The organism is Amycolatopsis balhimycina FH 1894, from assembly GCF_000384295.1.
Taxonomy (GTDB): domain Bacteria; phylum Actinomycetota; class Actinomycetes; order Mycobacteriales; family Pseudonocardiaceae; genus Amycolatopsis; species Amycolatopsis balhimycina.
In genome coordinates, this window is the sequence record NZ_KB913037.1 from 8,270,962 (window position 1) to 8,288,096 (window position 17,135).

The 17,135-nt window shown below is 71.9% G+C and carries 15 protein-coding genes; 4 read left to right on the top strand and 11 right to left on the bottom strand.

What is annotated here, in order from left to right; genetic code table 11:
- Window positions 1-95: 95 nt before the first annotated feature.
- The 8 genes from A3CE_RS0138175 to A3CE_RS0138210 all read right to left on the bottom strand — a co-directional run bounded on the left by A3CE_RS0138175 (window position 96) and on the right by A3CE_RS0138210 (window position 8,228).
- Complete coding sequence (locus A3CE_RS0138175) at window positions 96-1,622, bottom strand: lactonase family protein (RefSeq protein ID WP_020645374.1); 1,527 nt, start codon at window positions 1,620-1,622, stop codon at window positions 96-98.
- 56 nt (window positions 1,623-1,678) lie between these two features.
- Complete coding sequence (locus tag A3CE_RS0138180; RefSeq protein WP_020645375.1) at window positions 1,679-2,053, bottom strand: ectoine synthase; 375 nt, start codon at window positions 2,051-2,053, stop codon at window positions 1,679-1,681.
- A complete protein-coding gene (locus A3CE_RS52205) occupies window positions 2,050-3,441 on the bottom strand; it encodes an AMP-binding protein (RefSeq protein WP_020645376.1) in 1,392 nt (463 codons plus the stop codon). Before A3CE_RS52205 ends, A3CE_RS0138180 begins: the two co-directional genes overlap by 4 nt.
- Before the next feature lie 46 nt (window positions 3,442-3,487).
- Entirely contained in the window at window positions 3,488-4,507 is a 1,020-nt protein-coding gene (locus A3CE_RS0138190) for an FHA domain-containing protein (protein ID WP_020645377.1), read from the bottom strand.
- On the bottom strand, window positions 4,504-4,941 hold the full coding sequence (locus tag A3CE_RS0138195; RefSeq protein WP_020645378.1) for a hypothetical protein: 438 nt from the start codon (window positions 4,939-4,941) through the stop codon (window positions 4,504-4,506). Before A3CE_RS0138195 ends, A3CE_RS0138190 begins: the two co-directional genes overlap by 4 nt.
- A gap of 24 nt (window positions 4,942-4,965) precedes the next feature.
- The gene (locus tag A3CE_RS0138200; RefSeq protein WP_211231868.1) at window positions 4,966-6,513 is read right to left on the bottom strand and encodes an FAD/NAD(P)-binding protein; all 1,548 of its coding nucleotides are present in this window, start codon (window positions 6,511-6,513) and stop codon (window positions 4,966-4,968) included.
- Window positions 6,514-6,592: 79 nt separating this feature from the next.
- Window positions 6,593-7,441: an AfsR/SARP family transcriptional regulator gene (locus A3CE_RS52210; RefSeq protein WP_020645380.1), complete on the bottom strand. Its 849-nt coding sequence runs from the start codon at window positions 7,439-7,441 to the stop codon at window positions 6,593-6,595.
- Between the two features lie 376 nt (window positions 7,442-7,817).
- Window positions 7,818-8,228, bottom strand: coding sequence for a histone-like nucleoid-structuring protein Lsr2 (locus tag A3CE_RS0138210; protein ID WP_020645381.1), 411 nt, complete (start codon window positions 8,226-8,228; stop codon window positions 7,818-7,820).
- Window positions 8,229-9,009: 781 nt separating this feature from the next.
- Between A3CE_RS0138210 and A3CE_RS59420 the strand changes: the two genes are divergently transcribed.
- The 3 genes from A3CE_RS59420 (at window position 9,010) to A3CE_RS0138225 (ending at window position 13,301) form a co-directional block, all read left to right on the top strand.
- Complete coding sequence (locus tag A3CE_RS59420; RefSeq protein WP_020645382.1) at window positions 9,010-10,851, top strand: phosphatase PAP2 family protein; 1,842 nt, start codon at window positions 9,010-9,012, stop codon at window positions 10,849-10,851.
- Window positions 10,848-12,173 (top strand): jacalin-like lectin, encoded by a 1,326-nt coding sequence (locus A3CE_RS0138220; protein WP_020645383.1) that lies wholly within the window; start codon window positions 10,848-10,850, stop codon window positions 12,171-12,173. Before A3CE_RS59420 ends, A3CE_RS0138220 begins: the two co-directional genes overlap by 4 nt.
- A 246-nt stretch (window positions 12,174-12,419) precedes the next feature.
- Window positions 12,420-13,301, top strand: coding sequence for a substrate-binding domain-containing protein (locus A3CE_RS0138225; RefSeq protein WP_043791308.1), 882 nt, complete (start codon window positions 12,420-12,422; stop codon window positions 13,299-13,301).
- A gap of 143 nt (window positions 13,302-13,444) precedes the next feature.
- On the opposite strand, the gene A3CE_RS0138230 is transcribed toward A3CE_RS0138225, so the two are convergent.
- The 3 genes from A3CE_RS0138230 to A3CE_RS0138240 all read right to left on the bottom strand — a co-directional run bounded on the left by A3CE_RS0138230 (window position 13,445) and on the right by A3CE_RS0138240 (window position 16,121).
- Entirely contained in the window at window positions 13,445-14,635 is a 1,191-nt protein-coding gene (locus A3CE_RS0138230; RefSeq protein WP_020645385.1) for a cytochrome P450, read from the bottom strand.
- Window positions 14,632-15,099 (bottom strand): MarR family winged helix-turn-helix transcriptional regulator, encoded by a 468-nt coding sequence (locus A3CE_RS0138235; RefSeq protein WP_020645386.1) that lies wholly within the window; start codon window positions 15,097-15,099, stop codon window positions 14,632-14,634. Before A3CE_RS0138235 ends, A3CE_RS0138230 begins: the two co-directional genes overlap by 4 nt.
- A 137-nt stretch (window positions 15,100-15,236) precedes the next feature.
- A complete protein-coding gene (locus tag A3CE_RS0138240; RefSeq protein WP_020645387.1) occupies window positions 15,237-16,121 on the bottom strand; it encodes an aldo/keto reductase in 885 nt (294 codons plus the stop codon).
- An 83-nt stretch (window positions 16,122-16,204) separates the two neighbouring features.
- Here A3CE_RS0138240 and A3CE_RS0138245 point away from each other — a divergent pair, with 83 nt between their 5' ends.
- Window positions 16,205-16,786 (top strand): TetR/AcrR family transcriptional regulator, encoded by a 582-nt coding sequence (locus tag A3CE_RS0138245; RefSeq protein ID WP_020645388.1) that lies wholly within the window; start codon window positions 16,205-16,207, stop codon window positions 16,784-16,786.
- Window positions 16,787-17,135: the final 349 nt, after the last annotated feature.

Sequence of the window (17,135 nt, forward strand, 5' to 3'; positions counted from 1 at the left end):
GTTGCTCGTGCGCCTGAGGGGGAGTTGGGAGGAAGTGTGCGCGGGACGCCGTCACCACGGCGTCACAGCGCCACTGGACCGGCCACTGTGGACGGTCAGAACGCGGCGATCCCGAACGGCGGCAGCTGCCCGCCGTTCTCCGGAAGCGTGATGTCGAAAGCCTTGTGCTCTTCGATGAACTTCAGCGTGCCGTCGGAGTTCACCTGGAACACCTGCAGCAGCCCGAAGTGCGAGTTGAGCTGGTAGAGCCACCGGCTGTCGTGGCTGAGCGCGACGTCGAAGGTGCCGTCGCGGGTGTGGCCGTCAGCGGCCTGCGGGTGCAGCAGCGTCAGCGCCCCGGTGTCTTCGATGCGGTAGGTCGAGATCGAGCCCCCGCCCAGCGCGTTCGAGGTGAACGCCAGCTTCCCGTCGTTCGTCGGGACGATCCAGCACGAGTCGGTGCCGCTGTTGGGCACGCCCTTGCTGATCGCCTTCAGGGTTCCGTTGCCCAGCATGGTGTAGCTGCTCGCGGTGCCCTTGCCCTTGTCGGCGTGGTTCTGCTCGCTGAACAGGGCCGTGCCGTCCTTGGTGAAGGAGAAGCCGAACGGCCCCGCGCCGGAGGTGTTCTGCACGGCCTTGGCGCCCAGCGTGCCGTCGGGGTTGACGGTGAAGGTGTCGATGGCGCCGTTCTCCGGCGGCTGCTGGGGCAGCGTGGCGAGTCGCTCGGACACCACCAGCTGCGTGCCGTCCGGCGTGAACGACACCTGCGAGCAGCCGGACCGGCCGCCGCCGCTCAGCGGGCGGGTGGAGGCGGGGATCGGGGCCAGCCTGCCCTCGACGTCGATCCGGAAGCCCGACACCGACGGCTGGTCGCCGTGCGTGCAGTTGTCCAGGAACTCGTCGGGGAACTTCAGCACGAACCGGTCGTCGAGCTCGCCGCTGTTGAGCGCGTAGAGCAGGCCGTGGTTCACCGTCAGGCTCACCGGCTTGGTGCCGCCGGACGGGACGTTCGAGACCAGCTGCAGGCCGTCGGCCGCGACGCGGAAGACGCTGATGGTGTCACTGCCGGCATTGGCGACGTACAGCAGCTGCGCGCTGTCGATGTTGTGCTGCGGTGACGACTCGCCCGCCGTGGTCCCGAGCACGATGCCGTGTGCGGAATCCTCGAAGCTGCCGCTGCCGACCCCGCCGGTCTTGTACCGGCCGACCTCGTGCAGCCGCCCGTCGTCGCTGCGGGCGAACGCGATGACCTCGTTGGTGGTCGGGTCGTTCGTCTGGACGAACACCGCGCCGCGGCGGAGGTCGAACACCCCGCCGGCGCCCGCGGCGGGGTTGCCGGCCGCCGAGAAGGAGTTCCCGGCGTCCCCGGCGGCCGTTCCGTCCTGGGCGGCCAGCGGTGACGCGGCCGGCCCGTCGGCCGGCCGGTAGATCAGGTACCCGACGACGAAGCCGAGCGCGAGCACGATCACCGCGGCGAGCACGGAAAGTATCACGAGGGGGCCCCGGCGCCGGCGCGGCGGCCGGGCGGGCGGGGCGAAGCTGAGGTCCTGTCGCTGGGCGAAGCCCGGCGGCGGTGGCGCCTGGCCCGCCGGTGCCTGGGTGGGGAAGCCCTGTGTCCGCGGGCCGTGGGTGGGGTTGGTCATCGGTACTCCTTTGCTGGAACGGCGGATCAGGGCCCGCCGCCGGCCTGTCTCGCGGCTCAGTAGTGCGAGAACTCGGTCTGGTCGAACGAATGCCGCTCGTCTCCGCGCAGCGGCGGGTTGAACACGCTGATGAGCTCCATGTCGCCTTCGCTGCAGGCGATGAGGAAGTGCTCGTCGTGGTCGTCGAGGGCGTAGATGACGCCGGGGGAGAGGTTGAAGGTGGTGCCGTCGGTGGTGACGACCTGGCCCCGGCCGGCGATGCAGTAGCACGCCTCGAGGTGCCTGCGGTACTGCAGCGGCGACTTCGAGCCGGCCTTGACCAGCGTGTGGGCCACGGTGAAGCCCATGTTGTCGCGCTGGGTGAGAAACCGGTAGCTCAGCCCGTTTCCCCAGTCGACGCAGTCCACTTCGGACTTGGAACGCACGATCATGACAGGATTCCTTCCTTCGGGTTCTTCCCGTTCGGGGTCCGGGTGATGCCGTGGCCGACGATCTCGACGGTGCTCGGCACGGCGGTGGCGGGCAGCTTGGCGCGGCAGTACACGCGCAGCTGCAGGCCGGTGAGCCGGGCCCGCGGCCGCAGCCGGACCGACGCGCGGATCCGGTGACCGGCGGCGGGATCGGCGGTGGCGGTGACCCGCGCGTCGAGCACCTCGCTGTGCCGGAGGATGACCTCCTGGACTTCGTGCAGGTTCGTGCGCGCGCCCCGCACCTTCACCAGGTCGTCCCGTCGTCCGCGGGCGAACAGCAGCCCGTCCGCGGTCCGCTCGACGAGGTCGCCGGTGCGGAAGGGCCGGCCGATCGGGGTGAGCCCGCCCCGGCCCCGGTCGAGGTACCCCCTGGCCTGGAACGGCGTGGACACCAGCAGCTCGCCCCGGCCCGCGCCGGTGACGCGCCCGCCCCGCTCGTCGACGATGACGGCGTCGACACCGGGAATCGGCTTGCCCAGCGGCACCGCGCCCCGGGCGCGGGCTTCGCCGGGGTCCACCTCGTGCAGGAAGCTGTCGTTGGTTTCCGTGCTGCCGTAGAGGTTCCAGAGCCGGGCGCCGGGGAACAGCTCCGCCAGCCCGGCGACGAGGCCGGCCGGCAAGGTGTCACCGGTGGAGATCACGTGCCGGACGGCGGGCAGCGGCCGCTTCGCCGACTCGGTCAGCATCCGCAAGTGCATCGGCGACGCCTGGACGACGCCGGCGTGCCGGCAGGCGCCGGTGAGGTGGCTGCCGTCGGCGGCGGCTTCGGGCCCGGCGAGCCCGGCGCACGCCCCGGCGGCCAGCGCGGCCCAGACGTCCAACAGGGACAGATCGAAGTTGAGCGGCACGCAGCTCAGCGTCGTGGTGCCGGGGCCGATGCCGAACCGGTCCGCGGCCCAGCCGAGGAACCGGTCCACCCCGGCGGCGTCGAGCACCACGGTCTTGGCCGGCCCGGTCGTCCCGGACGTCGTCAGCAGCAGGCCCGGCTCGTCCACCGGGCGCGCGTCCGCACCGGCCAGCCGGACGACGTCGCCGTCGGGGCCGAGCAGGTGCGAGCAGCCCGCCTGGGCGCACAGCTCGACCAGCGCGTCCGAACCGAGCTCGGCCGGCGGCAGCAGGATCCGCTTGCCCCCGGAGAGGCAGGCCAGGACCAGGGCGACGGTTTCGGGGGTCTTCCGGGGCGGCACGCACACCGTGCCCCCGGCGTGGCTCACCGCCGGGGCGAACTTCGCCGCCATGGCCGTCAGTTCCGCGTAGGAGACGGTCCGGTCGGCGCAGGACAGCGCGGGGGCGGACGGGGTCCGGCCCGCCCACGCCGAGAACCGGCTGAGGAAGGACGTCGACGGCATGGCTGGCTCCTTTTGCTTCAGTGCCGCTCGGTCGTGCCCGGGTGGATCAGCGGTGGCGGTGGGAGTAGTAGTGGAACTGCCGCATGCCGGCCGCCACCGTGGAGCCGGGCTCGAGCACGGTCTCCGCGCCAGGTTCCAGCCGGGTCCACGTCGCCGAGTCGCGGGCCAGCACGAACGTGCCGTTCGCGGACCCCAGGTCGGTGACGACGACCTGCCACTCGCGCAGGGCGATCCGGGCGTGCCGCCGGGAAACGAGCGGGTCGGCCAGCGTGACCGGCTCCGCTTCGCCCGCGGCCACCGCGTCGTCGGCCTCGGGCATCCGGCCGATCACGAGGTCCCGCAGCAGCGGCACCGTCGTCCCGTCGTCGAGGACCAGCACGCCCAGCTGCGGCCGCGGCCCCCAGTCCGGCGCGCGGCGGGACTGGGCCATCGAGATGCCGCACACCGAGCAGTACGAAACGGCCGGGTCGTTGAAGTGGTTGCGGGCGCACTGCACGCCCGGCACCCGCGTGGCCGTCTCCTCCGCGGTGGTCTCGCCGGTGGGGATCGCACCGTCCGCCGGCTCCGGCGTGGCTTCGCCGGGTGCCTCCCGCGGCACCGATGGCGCTTCCTCCACCGGGCCCAGGTCCGTGCCGCCGACGACGGCCTGGACGGCCTCCACCGGGTCGGTGATCACCCGGTCGAGCACGGTCACCGCGTCCCGGCCGTCGAGGTGCACCTGCTCGCCGTTGACCGTGACGATCAGCTCGGCGCCGCCGTGCACGACGACGGCCATGCCGTCCCGGGTCGGCCCGAACGCGCACAGCGCCGGGAAGTCCTCGTCCGGGCCGGCCGAGCTGACCAGCCCGGCGACCTGGTGGCTGAGCCGCCTGCCACCGGCCTCGCCCGCCGCGACCTCCGCGACGGCGTCGAGCAGCGCGCCGATGCGGTGCTGCCGGCCGGGTACCGCTTCGCACACCAGGGTCAGGTCCCCGTAGCGGGCCAGGACGGCGTTCCCGCGCAACGGGTGCACCCCGTCGGGGACCGTCGCGGCCGGCTGCGGCCCGTTTTCCAGAACCGTGCTCATACTATTCTCCCGCCGTAGAACCGCCATCGGACGAACAGCACCCTCATCGGCCCGTTCGCGAACAACCAGACCGCCAGCCAGACGATCCCGAAATGGATCAGGAAGGCTTCCCAGGGCACCGGACCGGGCAGCCAGGGCAGTGCCCCCCGCCCGGCGAAGACCCACACGAGGATTCCTTCCGGCACGGCGGTGAGGAGGCCGAAGAGCGTGGGCCAGTCCTTCTCCCAGCGCCATTGCATGACCAGGTGGTAGAGCAGTTCCCAGCCGATCCCGAACACCGTGACCGTGCCCAGCACCACGAAGGTGGCCTGGTACCGGTCGGCGAGCGGGCCGTCCACCGGCAGGACCGGGGTGAGCAGGGCGGTGACCACCCCGCCGACGAAGACGAGCAGGAACAGCCGGGTTTCGAGCCGGCCGAGCAGCGTCGGCACCATGTTCGACCTCTTTCGTGCGTGTGGTCAGATCTGCCGTCCGGTGGCCCACTTGAGCCACCGGCCGACCGAGCTCGCCGGTCCCATGTGGTCGCAGTGGCCGCGGCGGGCGATGTCGTCGATGACGTCCTGCGCGGCCAGCTGGAGCCCGAGGAACGTGTCCACCCCCGGGAAGTAGCCGCCGAACGCGGCCGCCCCGGTGGCGTAGAGCCGGCCGGCGCCGCTTTCGGTGCCCCGCACGTCGAAGGCGCGGCCGACGTCGAGCCGGCCGAGCACGTTGCGCCCGGCGCCGCTGTGCCGCAGCAGGTCGCCCAGGACGCGGTGCTCGGTGATGTCCCCGTTGAGGCCGGTGCAGTCGATGACGTAGTCGACGCGGGCGTTCGTCAGGCCGTCGGCGCGCCCGATGGTGGCCGTCATGCCGGCCGCGTCGAGGCGCAGGTCGGCGATCTTGCCGGTGAGCTGCTGGTACCAGCCGGCTTCCCGGGCGACCCGCAGCGCGGCGCGCCAGTGCCGCCGCGACGGGGTCGTGGTCCCGCCGATCTGCTCGTACATCCGGACCCGCTCGGCCCCCTCGAGCCGCCGCATCCGGGCCCGCAGCTGGCCGCCCCACGCCGATTTCGGGTAGTTGAACCCCTGGAACGCCCAGCCGTCGCGGCCCCGGCGGCGGGCCCACGGGTGCGGCCCGTGGCTGCCGGCGAAGTAGGTCCGGAACAGGTGCACGATCCTGGTCTCCGCGCCGTGCTCCAGCCGGTCGGTGATCAGCCGGTGCAGGACGGCGGAGGCGACCACGCCGCCGCCGCGCACGAGGACGGTGCCGGGCCGGTGGAGCAGCGCCTGGTAGACGTGCTCGTGGTCTTCGTAGCCGTTGACCACGTGGTGGAAGTCGTTCATCCGCTCGCGGAACGCCTGCATGTCGGGCAGGAACCGCAGGCCCGGATAGCCGACCGCGAGGTGCACGTCCCGGGAGCGGAACGCGACGTGCCCGGCCGTCGCCTCGCCGGCGGGCGAGAGCAGGGTGAAGTAGCCGCCGCCGTCGCGCCGCCGGACGACCTGGACTTCGCCCCGCACCAGCATTTCGCGGTACCGGATGCGGTCGGCCTCCCGCGCGATGCCGTCGAGCACCGTGCCGAGCAGCGGGGTGTAGAAGTCCGCGAAGTCGGGCTCCAGGAACACCTGCGTCAGCGGCTTGAGACTCCGGGTGCGCCACGCTTCCTGCAGCGCGTAGGAGGGGAACCCCCAGAGGTTGTCCGGGCGGGACGCCGAGTCCGAGCGGATCCGGCGGCTGCGCGGCAGCTGGGAAACCCGGGTCAGGTACTCGTAGGTCTGCCACGGGTGGTCCAGGTTCGACAGCACGCGGATGTCTTCGGCCGGGACGTTGCCGGCGACGCGGAGGTAGTCGACCGTGACGAACGAACCCATGCCCCCGCCGACGCTGACGAACGGGACGTCGTACACCGGGATGCCCGTCGTGGCGACCATCTGGTCGCTCCAGACGTCACTCGCGTCGAGCAGCGGCGGGACGGCCTTGGTCGCGGGCACCTCCCGGGGGAGGGCGGTATCGGTCGTGTCAGTCACTTTCACTCACCGGTTCCCTGTCCTGGTCGCTCCGGAAACGTTCACTCGGAAGAGTGGTCGCGGCACCGTCGCCGAAGCGTCACACCTCGACCCCGGCCTCGACATCACGCGACGGTCCACGAAGGAGCTGACCCATCGTCGTGGCGGGCTCGACGCCCAGCTCGTCGCGGAAGATCCGCTGGTAGTCGGCGAAGTAAGAGAGCGCTTCCTGCCGGTTTCCCTGGACGAGGCACGCGCGGATGAGTGTCTGGTGAGCACTGTCGCGGAGGGAGTCCGCGTGCACGACCGCCAGTGCCGTGTTGACGGCCGCACCGTGCAGACCGGTGCCCGCCAGGCGGCTCGACAGCGTTTCCAAGGTGGTCAGCCGGAGCTGGTGGTAGCGGTCCTGGTACTCGAACAGCCACTCGTCGTCGAGCTCGGGCAGCAGGTCGTGGTAGAAGTCGGCTTCGAGCGCGTCGGTGCGCAGCGCGGCCGGGAGCGGGCCCGCGTTGGTGAGGATCCGGTTGGCCAGCGCGGTGCTCGACTCCAGGTCGACGCGCAGCCCGCCGGCGAGCCGCAGGGACGAACCGGACGTTTCGACAAGGCCGGGGCAGGTGCGCTCCAGCCGGTAGATCACCGTACGCAGGTTTCCGTGCGCTCGCGCGCTGGTGGTGTCGGGCCAGAGCAGGTGCGCGATCCGGCGGCGGGCCACCGAACCGGAGTGGCAGACGAGGGCGGCCACCAGGCGCTGCCCGGTCACGCTCACGTCGACCGGTTCGCCGTCCAGCACGAGCCGGAAACCACCGAGGACGGTCAGTTCGCCGGCCGGCTCCCGGGAACCGGCGTCGGGAGCGGGTGCGACGGGAGTACTGAATGGACGCCGCGACGCCGGTGGGCGGATTCCCACGGCGGGCGGGAAGGAACGGGCCGATGTGCCGTCTACGAACATGGAGCTTCCCCCAAACACGGTCTCGGAGCTTCTTGGGAAGTACCGAGACGACACGGGGGGAAACCGTTACATGATCACCGGAGTGGGTTCGATGGGTCCGTTCCGGACTTCACATGGTGTATACGGGAGCGGGGGAAGTTCGCCCGATGGTCGGAGTTTGGCGCGGCGTGATCACAGGGAGCGAGCGCGACCGAAGCTGTGGCAGCCCTTTCCGGCGGCCGGTGCACCTGTCCGGACCGGCCTGCCCGGCGATTCCCCGTTGCGACGCAAGACATCCGGGATGCGGCGGGTCCGCGCCGGCGGACCTCAGGCCCGGGCCGGCGCGGCGCCCGGTGCGGCGACGCCGCGAAGGAGTGTGACTACGACGATGGCGTGGTCACTTCTTCGCGACGGCGACCTTCTTGCGCGGAGCCCGCTTGCGCGCGGCCTTGACCGGCTCCTCCGCTTCGGCGATCTCCGCCTGCTCGAAGGCGGCGATGACCTCGGAGGCCAGGCGTCCCCGCTCGGAAACTTCGTAGCCGTTCGCGTTGGCCCACGCCCGGATCTGCTGGTTGCGTTCGCGGTCGGACGCGGTCGTGGCCGGCTGGCCGGTCGCGACGCGGACCTTGCGGCCGCCGGTGCGGCGGCCGGCGCTGATGTACCGGGCCAGTTCGTCGCGCAGCGCGGCGGCGTTTACCTCGGACAGGTCGATTTCGTAGGTGACGCCGTCGAGGGCGAACGGGATGGTGCGGGCGGCGGGCGTGCCGTCGATGTCGTCGAGCGTCTCGACGAGGACTTTCTGGGCCATTCCTGCTCCTTGAAGAACGCGGGGCACATCCAGTGTGACGCTATTGTGACCGAGGGTGAGAATTCACTGCTCCACTGTGGAGTCTATACACATCTCCTCCTTCAGGGAAATTTCCTCCCGCCGTGTTGCCCGTATCAAATGCGCACTCGCGACAGGGTGCCTTGACGAATCCTTGATCTGCGGGAGGATCTGCGGGAGGGGAAGTCACCGCAAGCCCGGAAATGGCGACAGCGGGCAACGCGGATCTGCAAGTTGCACCCGGGTGGCCGGTTTGTGGTCTGTTCGGAGTAGCGGGCGGGGCGGCGTCCGGCAAAGTTCGCCTCCGGGCGGATCCGCGACGTCGTGAATGACTCTTTCCTGTCGTCGGACGCCATGAACGAGTCGTTCACGACATCCGGCCGGCTTCGCCGTCCGGTCGAGCCTGTGCAGACCCGGCGACGTCGTCCCCCGCCGGCCCGGTCCGGCGGGCGAGAGCCTGACAGTCCACAGTGGACTGAGCGCGATCGGCCCAGCCGTGGTTACGCCGACCGGCCCGGCCGGACCTGCCGAAAGGGTCGAATTCGACGATTTCACGAAACGCTCGCGCGGACAGCCGGTTACCCCTGGCCGAATTCCTGCTGACGGCCCTTGACGCCGGTGATCAAGGCGCTGATCATTCCCGACGGCCGACCTGGCTTTCGCATGCCCGCCCGCCCGGCGTTCCGACGCGAGGGTGGGCGAGCCGCCCCTCGACGATCCGCCGTACAGGCGTCCCCAGGAGAACGAGTTGACACCGGACACATTGGACAGACGGAGCTTCCTGCGCCGGAGCGCGCTGGTCCCCGCCGTCATCGCCGCGCCCGCGTTGCTGGGCGTCCCCGCCTGGGCGGAGGAGGCGACGGCGTTCGTCGACACCTACCGCACCAACGTCCCGGCCAACCGGACGCCGGAGACCAACGCCGCGGTCCGGGCGCTGAGCGGGATGCAGCGGCTCTGGCGCACCGGGCCGTCGTGGGACACCGGGACCGTGCTCGACGCCGAGGTGCTGCGGGCGAACGTCCGCCACGTCGTCGCCGTCACCCGGACGCGGAGCGCCGCCGAGGCGAAGCGGGCCTTCGTCTACGACCGGCAGCACCAGTCCTACGCCGCCATCGGCGGCCTCGGGCCCCTGTCCGACCTCTACCGCACCGGCGCCAAGGCCGTCACGAGCATCACCAGCGCGCCCGACGGCACCCCCGCGGCCAAGATCGACGACGCCGTCCCGGCGGACGCCCCCGCGGGCTCGGCGCTCGGTGCCGGCTCCTACGACTCCGAACTCGGCCTGGTGGCCAAGCTGGTCGACACGGTGCGTGGCACCTTCGCGTCGGGCAACCCCAGCAAGTACGCCTACCAGTACCCCCGCCCGTGGCGGCTGACCGCGGACAGCCGGGTCGCCGACACCGGCCGGGTCGACTCCCTGGGCTTCCCGGTCTACCGGTCCGACGTGATCGTCGCCCCGCAGCTGCTGCGGCAGCGCAACACGAGCCCGGTCGACGACGCCGGGTACCCGAGCGGCCACACCAACGCCTTCCACCTGGCGTGCCTCGCGCTCGCCTACGCCGTGCCCGAGCGGTTCCAGGAGCTGGTGGCGCGGGCCTACGACCTGGCCGACACCCGGATCGTCGCCGGGATGCACTCCCCGGTCGACGTCATCGGCGGGCGGATCCTGGCCACGGCGCTGACCGCCGCGACGCTCGCGGACCCGGAGAACGCGACGCTCAAGGCGAGCGCGCGCGAACAGGCCCTGGCGTACTTCACCGCGAAGACCGGGACCACGGCCGACACGCTGTTCGCCCGCGCGCACGCCGGCCCGGACGAGTACACCGACCGCTGCGCCAACGCCGAGATGGTCGCCCGGCGGGCGACGTACGGGCTCCCGCGCCGTGGCCGGAACCTCCCGATGACCGTGCCGAAGGGCGCGGAAGTGCTGCTGGAGACCCGGCTCCCGTACCTGACCGCCGGGCAGCGGCGCGAGGTGCTGCGGACGACCGCGTTCCCCGCGGGCAACCCGCTGCTCGACGGCCCGGAGCAGTGGGGACGGCTGAACCTGTTCGCCGCCGCCGACGGCTACGGGGCCTTCGACGCCGGCGTCCGCGCCGAGCTGGACGCGGCCCGTGGCGGGTTCCACGCCAACGACAGCTGGCGCAACGACATCGGCGGCGACGGCGGGCTCGTCAAGGCGGGCAGCGGGACGCTGACGCTGCACGGCAACAACAGCTACCGCGGCGGCACGCGGCTGACGGCGGGCACGCTGGTCGCGGCGTCGCCGTGCGCGCTCGGCACCGGGGCCGTCGAGGTGACGGGCGGGGTCCTGCGGGTGTCCGGCCTGCGCGTGGGCGGCTACCGCCAAGCGGGCGGCACGCTGTCCGTGCGACCGGGCGCGGGCCCGGCGCTGGCGGTTTCCGGCACGGTCACCCTGGACCCGGGCAGCACACTGGAGATCCACCTGGACGGCTCGTGCCCCGTCTGGGAGATCCCGGTGCTGAGCGCCCGCCGAATCCAGGGGCGCTTCGCCGTCGTCAAGGCCGACCGCCCGGGCTTCCGGGTGGTTCCCCGTTACACCCCGACCGGCCTGTCCCTCCGAATCCTGCGGGAGTTCTCGTGAAGAAAAGCCTTGCCGTCCTGGCCGCCGTGGTCGCGGCGTGCGCGCTGGCCCCGGCCGTCGCGCACGCCGACGCCACCGACGGCGGCAGCTTCTCCGTGCTGAGCTACAACGTCGCCGGCCTGCCGGAGGCCATCAACAGTGCGCCGAAGCCGCGGGAGCCGGCCACGACGGCGATCGGGCAGCGGATCGGCGCGTACGACCTGGTGCACGTCGAGGAGGACTTCAACTACCACGCCGCGCTCTACGCCGCCGACAACCACCCGTACCGCACGCCGACCAGCGGGGGCGCGGGGATCGGCAGCGGGCTGAACACGCTTTCTTCGCTGCCCTACGACACCGACGACTTCGAGCGCGCGCACTGGAAGTCCTGCCAGCTCGACTCGGGGGACTGCCTGACCCCCAAGGGCTTCACGTTCATGCGGCTCCGGCTCGCCGAAGGCGTCTACACCGACGTCTACAACCTGCACACCAACGCCGGGACCAACGACGGCGACGAGGCGTCCCGGGCGTCGAACCTGGCGCAGCTGACGGACTTCATCCGGACGCACTCGGCCGGGAACGCGGTCATCGTCATGGGCGACACCAACACGCGCTACACCCGCGCGGCCGACACGATCGCCCAGTTCGCCGGGGACAACGGCCTCACCGACGCCTGGGTGAAGCTCGTGCGCGGCGGGGTGGCGCCCGCGCCCGGCAGCCCCCCGCTGCTCTGCGACACGCAGGTCACGAACGACTGCGAGATCGTCGACAAGGTCCTTTACCGCGGCAGCAAGCTCGTTTCGCTCAATGCGACGGCGTACAACAACGAACACGCGAAGTTCCTCGACGACGCCGGCCGGATGCTGTCGGACCACGACCCGATCACGGTCCGGTTCGACTGGACGCGCAACCCGGCGCTGCGGCTGTCGGACCAGTACGGCGGCCCGCACGGTGACTACTACACCGACGTCGACGCCGTGCCGGCCGGTGCGCGCGTCCGGACGTGGTCGCTGCGCGCCGGTAACCGGATCGACCAGGTCGGCGTGACGCTGGAGAACGGCACGACCCTCGCGCACGGCGGATCCGGCGGGACGGCCTCGTCGCTGACGATGGGCAGCGGCGAGTACGTCACGACGGCGACCTTGTGCCAGGGCAAGTACAGCGGCACCACGCGGATCTTCTCGGCCCGTTTCACCACCAACCTCGGGCGGGTGCTCGCGGGTGGCTCGGCGACGTCGGACTGCGTGACGCGCACGGCCCCGGCCGGCTGGCAGATCGCGGGCTTCCACGGCCGCTCCGGCGACGAGCTCGACAAGGCCGGGTTCGTCTACACCCAGCGCTAGCGATGACCGGGCGGTGGCGTTCCGCGCGCCACCGCCCGCCGCGCGGGCGACCAGTGACGTTGTTCACCGGCGAACCGGGGCGCCCTCGTTCCGCCGCAGGTCAGCGCCGATCTCTCGTAATCATTTCGACTCTTCGCCGTTCGTTACACCGTAGTGGTGTTGTCGACATCGAGATGAACAATCAGCACCCGTGTGTTCACCTCGACGTCGACTGGAAGCCGTTGTGGCCGGTGAGGGGTGGGGCGAATGCGAGAGTGGACGACAGGGGAGGCCCTGCCGGGTGGCCGCGCCGCCGTGCTGCCGGACCCGGCGCGCGCGATCGGCGTGCTCACCTCGACGCTGGCCACGCTCGGCAACAGCCGGACGCTCGACGCGATCGCGCAGGCGGCCGCCGCCGAGGGGCACACGGTCAAGCTGATGTCGCTCGGCAAGCCGACCCGGTCCGCGGTGACGCGGGCGTTCCGGCAGCTCGAGACGCAGGCCGTCGAAGGCTTGGTCGTCCTCGTCGAGGAATACGACCTGGACTGGCCCGGCATCGAGTTCCCGGCGGACGTGCCGGTGGTGGTGGTCGGTTCGAATCCCCGCGCCGGCTACCCGGCCGTCGACACCGACCAGGCGCAGGGTGCCACGCTGGCGACCGAGCACCTCTTGCGCTTGGGCCACGAAACCGTCTGGCACATCGCTGGGCCTACGGATTCGTTCGCGGCCGAAGGCCGGGAACAGGCCTGGCGCGCGACGCTGAACCGGTTCGACCGCCCGGTCCCGCTGCCGGTGGTGGGGGACTGGTCGACCGAATCCGGGTACACCGTGGGGCGGATGCTGTGCCACGACCCCGCGGTTACGGCGGTGTTCGCGGCGAACGACCAGATGGCGCTGGGCCTGCTGCGCGCACTCCACGAAGCCGGCCGTTCGGTCCCGGGCGAGGTCAGCGTGGCCGGTTTCGACGACATGCCCGAAGCGGCGAGCTTCTGGCCGCCACTGACGACGGTCCGGCAGTCGTTCTCCGAGCTGGGGCGCCGGGTGGTGCGGACGCTGCTCGACGAGACGGCGACGGGAATCCGGGCCGCGGCCGTCGATCCGGTGCCGGTGACATTGGTCGTGCGGGGCAGTACCGGCCCGCCGTGGTGACCTGTGTCCGCGCCGGCGGCCGGCGGCGCGGGCGAACGTCCTGAATGACTCATTCAGGACCTCGGAGGTCTTGAATGAGTCATTCAAGACCTTGGGGCCGGGGCAGCGCCGGTTCGCCGCCGCGGTGATCCGCGCCCGGCCGGTCAGTTCCACGCCACCGGCAGGCGGTCGATGCCGTAGATCGGATGGGCGTGGCGGAACGGCAAGTCCTCCTCCGCCACGGCGAGCCTGAGCGCCGGTAGCCGCCGCAGCACCGTCGTGAGCGCGACCTCGAGTTCGAGGCGGGCCAGGTGGTGGCCGAGGCAGAGGTGCTCGCCGTGGCCGAAGGCCAGGTGGTGGTTGGGAGTGCGGCCGAGGTCGGGGTCGTCGGGAGCCGGGAACCGGCCGGGGTCGCGGTTGGCGATGTCCGCCGCGGCGATGACACCCTCGCCGGCGCGGATGGTCACCCCGCCGATCGGCACGTCGGCCGTCGCGACCCGGCGCCGTCCGGTGTGGGTGATCGTCAGCAGTCGCAGGAGCTCGTCGACGGCGGTGGCGGGCGGCCCGTCCGGGTGCCGGAACGCCTCGGCGTGCCGCGGGTTCCGGAGCAGGAAGGCCACCGACAGCGCGATCTGGTTGGCGGTGGTCTCGTGCCCGGCGACGAGCAGCAGGACGGCCATCGACACCGCCCCGGCCCGGTCGAGCCGGCCGGGTTCGACCTGCTGTGCGCTCAGCCTGCCGAGCAGGTCGTCGGCGGGATGGGCGCGCCGGCGCTGGAGGAGGCCGCCGAGGTAGCGGGCGAGGTCGGCCGTCGCGGCGCGATTGGCTTCGCCGGACGCGGAATCGTCGACCATCACGCGGGCGCGTTCTTCGAAGAACTCGTGGTCGCCGTAGGGCACGCCGAGCAGATCGGCGATGACCGTCGACGCCAGCGGCAGGGCGTAGGCCTGGACCAGGTCGGCGGGTCCGCGCCCGGCGGTGAGCCGGTCGAGCAGCCCGGTCGCGGTGCGCTCGACGGCGGGCCGGAGCGCGGCGATGCGGCGCGGGGTGAACTCGGTGATCAGCATGCGGCGCAGGCGGGTGTGCTCCGGGGCGTCCATGCTGATGAACGAGCCGGCCCCCCGCCGCCGCGCGCGGCCGGCCGGGCCGCGCGCGGGGTAGCCGGTCCGCGTGGGGTCGACGGAGAAGCGCCGGTCGGCGAGCACGGCGCGGACGTCGTCGTAGCGGGTGAGCAGCCACGGGGTGCTGCCGTCCCAGATCCGGACCCGGCTGATCGGCGCGTCGCGCTGCACCTGTGCGAGCCGCGGCGGCGGGTCGTACGGGCAGTCACGGGGGAACGGGAACGGCTCGGTCATGCGTCCTCCTCGGCATGTTCGCGCTCCGACGGGCGCGGGGCCGTCTGGTCGGCGAGGCGTTCGAGCAGGGGAGCGGCCAGCCGCAGGAGCCCGGCCTCGGTTTCGGTGAGCTCGTCGAGCGCCGTGGCCAGCCATTCGTCGCGCTCACGCATGTCGGCCAGCAGTGCCGTCCTGCCCCGGCCGGTGAGGGCGAGCACGGCGCCGCGCCCGTCGTTCTCGTTGGGAGCCCGGGTGATCAGCTCTTCGGCCTCGAGTTCGGCGAACACTTTGGTCAGTGCCTGAGGCCGTTGCCCGTCGGCGGCGGCGATTTCGCCGGGACTGCCGGTGCCGTGCCGGAACAGGTACCCCAGCACGCCGACCTTGGCCGGGCTCAGTGCGTGCGCCGAGCGGGCACCGCGCAGCCGCCGCGCCAGCCGCAGGACGCCGGAGCGCACCGCCCGGGCCGTGGCGAGATCATCATCCATGATTAGTAATGTACTTAGTATTACCTCGATCGTCCAGTGTTGCGGGGGCACGTAAGTGGAAACTATGTAGTCAAGTATCTATTACTAACTGGCGGACTCGGGGAGCGCAGCCGGTCGTGCCTGAGGGGACCATCGGCTCAGCGGAGCGCGACGTCCATCGAACGGGACGGGACGGCGTCGAGCGCGGCGAGCGTGGCCGCGTCGAGCACGATGTCGCCGGCCGCGATGTTCTCCTCGAGATGCTCCGCGCTCGCGGTGCCCGGGATGAGGTGGGTGTTCGGGGCGTGGTGCAGCAGCCAGGCGAGGCCGATCTGGGCCGGCGTGCGGCCGAGGGCCCGCGCGGCGTGCCGGACCGCCGGCTCGTCGGTCACCACCGGCAGACCGCGGAAGGCGCCGCCCAGTGGGAAGAACGGGACCCAGGCGATGTCCTCCGCGACGCAGAGCTCCAGCATGTCCTCGTCGTCGCGCCCGATGAGGTTGTAGGCGTTCTGCACGCAGGCGATGCCGGCCGGGAGGGCCCGGCGCAGGACGTCGAGGGTGACGCTGCTGAGCCCGATCGCGCCGATCTTGCCCTCGTCGCGCAGGGCCGTCATCACCGCGAGCTGGTCGTCGAGGCCGACGAGCTGGTCGCCCTCGGCGAGCACGCCGGGCCGCCGGTCGGCGCGGCGCAGGTTCACCAGCGGGATCCGGTCGAGGCCGAGTGCCCGGAGGTTGTCCTCGACGCTCGCGCGGAGCTCTTCGGGCCGTTGCGCGAGGCGGAGCGGGATCGGGCCGCCGGGGTCGGGGTCCGCGCCGACCTTGCTCGCGACGAGGACGTCGTCCCCCGGCCGGATCGCCTGGCGGATGACCTCGTTGACGAAGCCGTTGCCGTAGAACTGGGCGGTGTCGACGTGGTCGACGCCGAGCTCGAACGCGCGGCGCAGGAGCGCGACGGCCGCGCCGGGGTCGCTGTGCAGGCTCTCGAGCCGCATGGCGCCGTACCCGACACGGGAGACGGTGCGGCCGGCCAGGGGAGAAGGCATGGTTGTCCCGCTTTCGTGCGATGATGGCGAAGCGGAGGAGCCTCCGCTAACCCGAAGGTAGCACAACCGGAGGTGCCTCCGCTTTGTCTTCGCCCGAATCCCCGGACCGCCCGGCCCGCTCCGACGCGCGCCGCAACCGCGAGAAGCTCATCGCGGTCGCGCGGCGCGCCTTCGCGGCCGCCGACGGCACCGTCGCCCTCGAAGCGATCGCCCGCGACGCGGGGGTCGGGATCGGCACGCTCTACCGCCACTTCCCGACGCGCGAGGCGCTGGTCGAGGCGGTGTACGCGGCCGAACTCGACGACGTCACGGCCGGCGCGCCGGCGCTGCTGGCCGAATTCCCGCCCGAGGTCGCGTTGCGCGCGTGGATGGATCGCTACGCGGCGTTCGTCGAGACGAAGCGGGGAATGGGCGACCTCTTCCGCGCGAGCGTGGCTTCGGGGCGCATCGCGACCCCGGCGACGCGCCGTCGCCTCACGGCCGCGGTCGGGTCGATTCTGGAGCGCGGGGCGCGCGCGGGCACGTTGCGGGCCGACGTCGACGCCGAGGACGTCGTCCTGATGCTTCTCGGGATTTTCCTCGCCGCCGCGGATCGGGACGCGGAGCGGATCGGGCGGCAGCTCGATCTTGTTGTCGACGCCGTCCGCCCGAAACCACCGGAATGACGGCCGGGCGCACGGGGTGAGCCGATCTTGGGAATCGTCCTGCCCGCTCGCGTATCGGCCATGATCGCGACGCCGTCGCGGTGAGCGCGTCATTCGACGGCTTCACTTCCCGGATTGATCCCGATTGACGGGACCCCTCGAAGTGTCCTCGCCGCACTTGTTACGGGCCATTCGGGTGACGCCCGGTGGGCCGCGACTTTCGATCCTTGCATACTGGCTGGTATCCCGTCCGTTCTCCGGTGGCGACTCAGGGCGTCCGGTGACGGCGAGTCTTCGCAGGTGGGCACGTTGTCAAAAAGTCAAACCTCCCAATCGAGGTAACATTTTCCGGCAGAAGAGTGAACAAAAA

Bases quoted from the DNA above. Each gene is read 5' to 3' on its own strand.
- A3CE_RS0138175 (WP_020645374.1), bottom strand. From the start codon at position 1,622: ATGACCAACCCCACCCACGGCCCGCGGACACAGGGCTTCCCCACCCAG.
- A3CE_RS0138180 (WP_020645375.1), bottom strand. From the start codon at position 2,053: ATGATCGTGCGTTCCAAGTCCGAAGTGGACTGCGTCGACTGGGGAAAC.
- A3CE_RS52205 (WP_020645376.1), bottom strand. From the start codon at position 3,441: ATGCCGTCGACGTCCTTCCTCAGCCGGTTCTCGGCGTGGGCGGGCCGG.
- A3CE_RS0138190 (WP_020645377.1), bottom strand. From the start codon at position 4,507: ATGAGCACGGTTCTGGAAAACGGGCCGCAGCCGGCCGCGACGGTCCCC.
- A3CE_RS0138195 (WP_020645378.1), bottom strand. From the start codon at position 4,941: ATGGTGCCGACGCTGCTCGGCCGGCTCGAAACCCGGCTGTTCCTGCTC.
- A3CE_RS52210 (WP_020645380.1), bottom strand. From the start codon at position 7,441: ATGTTCGTAGACGGCACATCGGCCCGTTCCTTCCCGCCCGCCGTGGGA.
- A3CE_RS0138210 (WP_020645381.1), bottom strand. From the start codon at position 8,228: ATGGCCCAGAAAGTCCTCGTCGAGACGCTCGACGACATCGACGGCACG.
- A3CE_RS0138225 (WP_043791308.1), top strand. From the start codon at position 12,420: ATGCGAGAGTGGACGACAGGGGAGGCCCTGCCGGGTGGCCGCGCCGCC.
- A3CE_RS0138230 (WP_020645385.1), bottom strand. From the start codon at position 14,635: ATGACCGAGCCGTTCCCGTTCCCCCGTGACTGCCCGTACGACCCGCCG.
- A3CE_RS0138235 (WP_020645386.1), bottom strand. From the start codon at position 15,099: ATGGATGATGATCTCGCCACGGCCCGGGCGGTGCGCTCCGGCGTCCTG.
- A3CE_RS0138240 (WP_020645387.1), bottom strand. From the start codon at position 16,121: ATGCCTTCTCCCCTGGCCGGCCGCACCGTCTCCCGTGTCGGGTACGGC.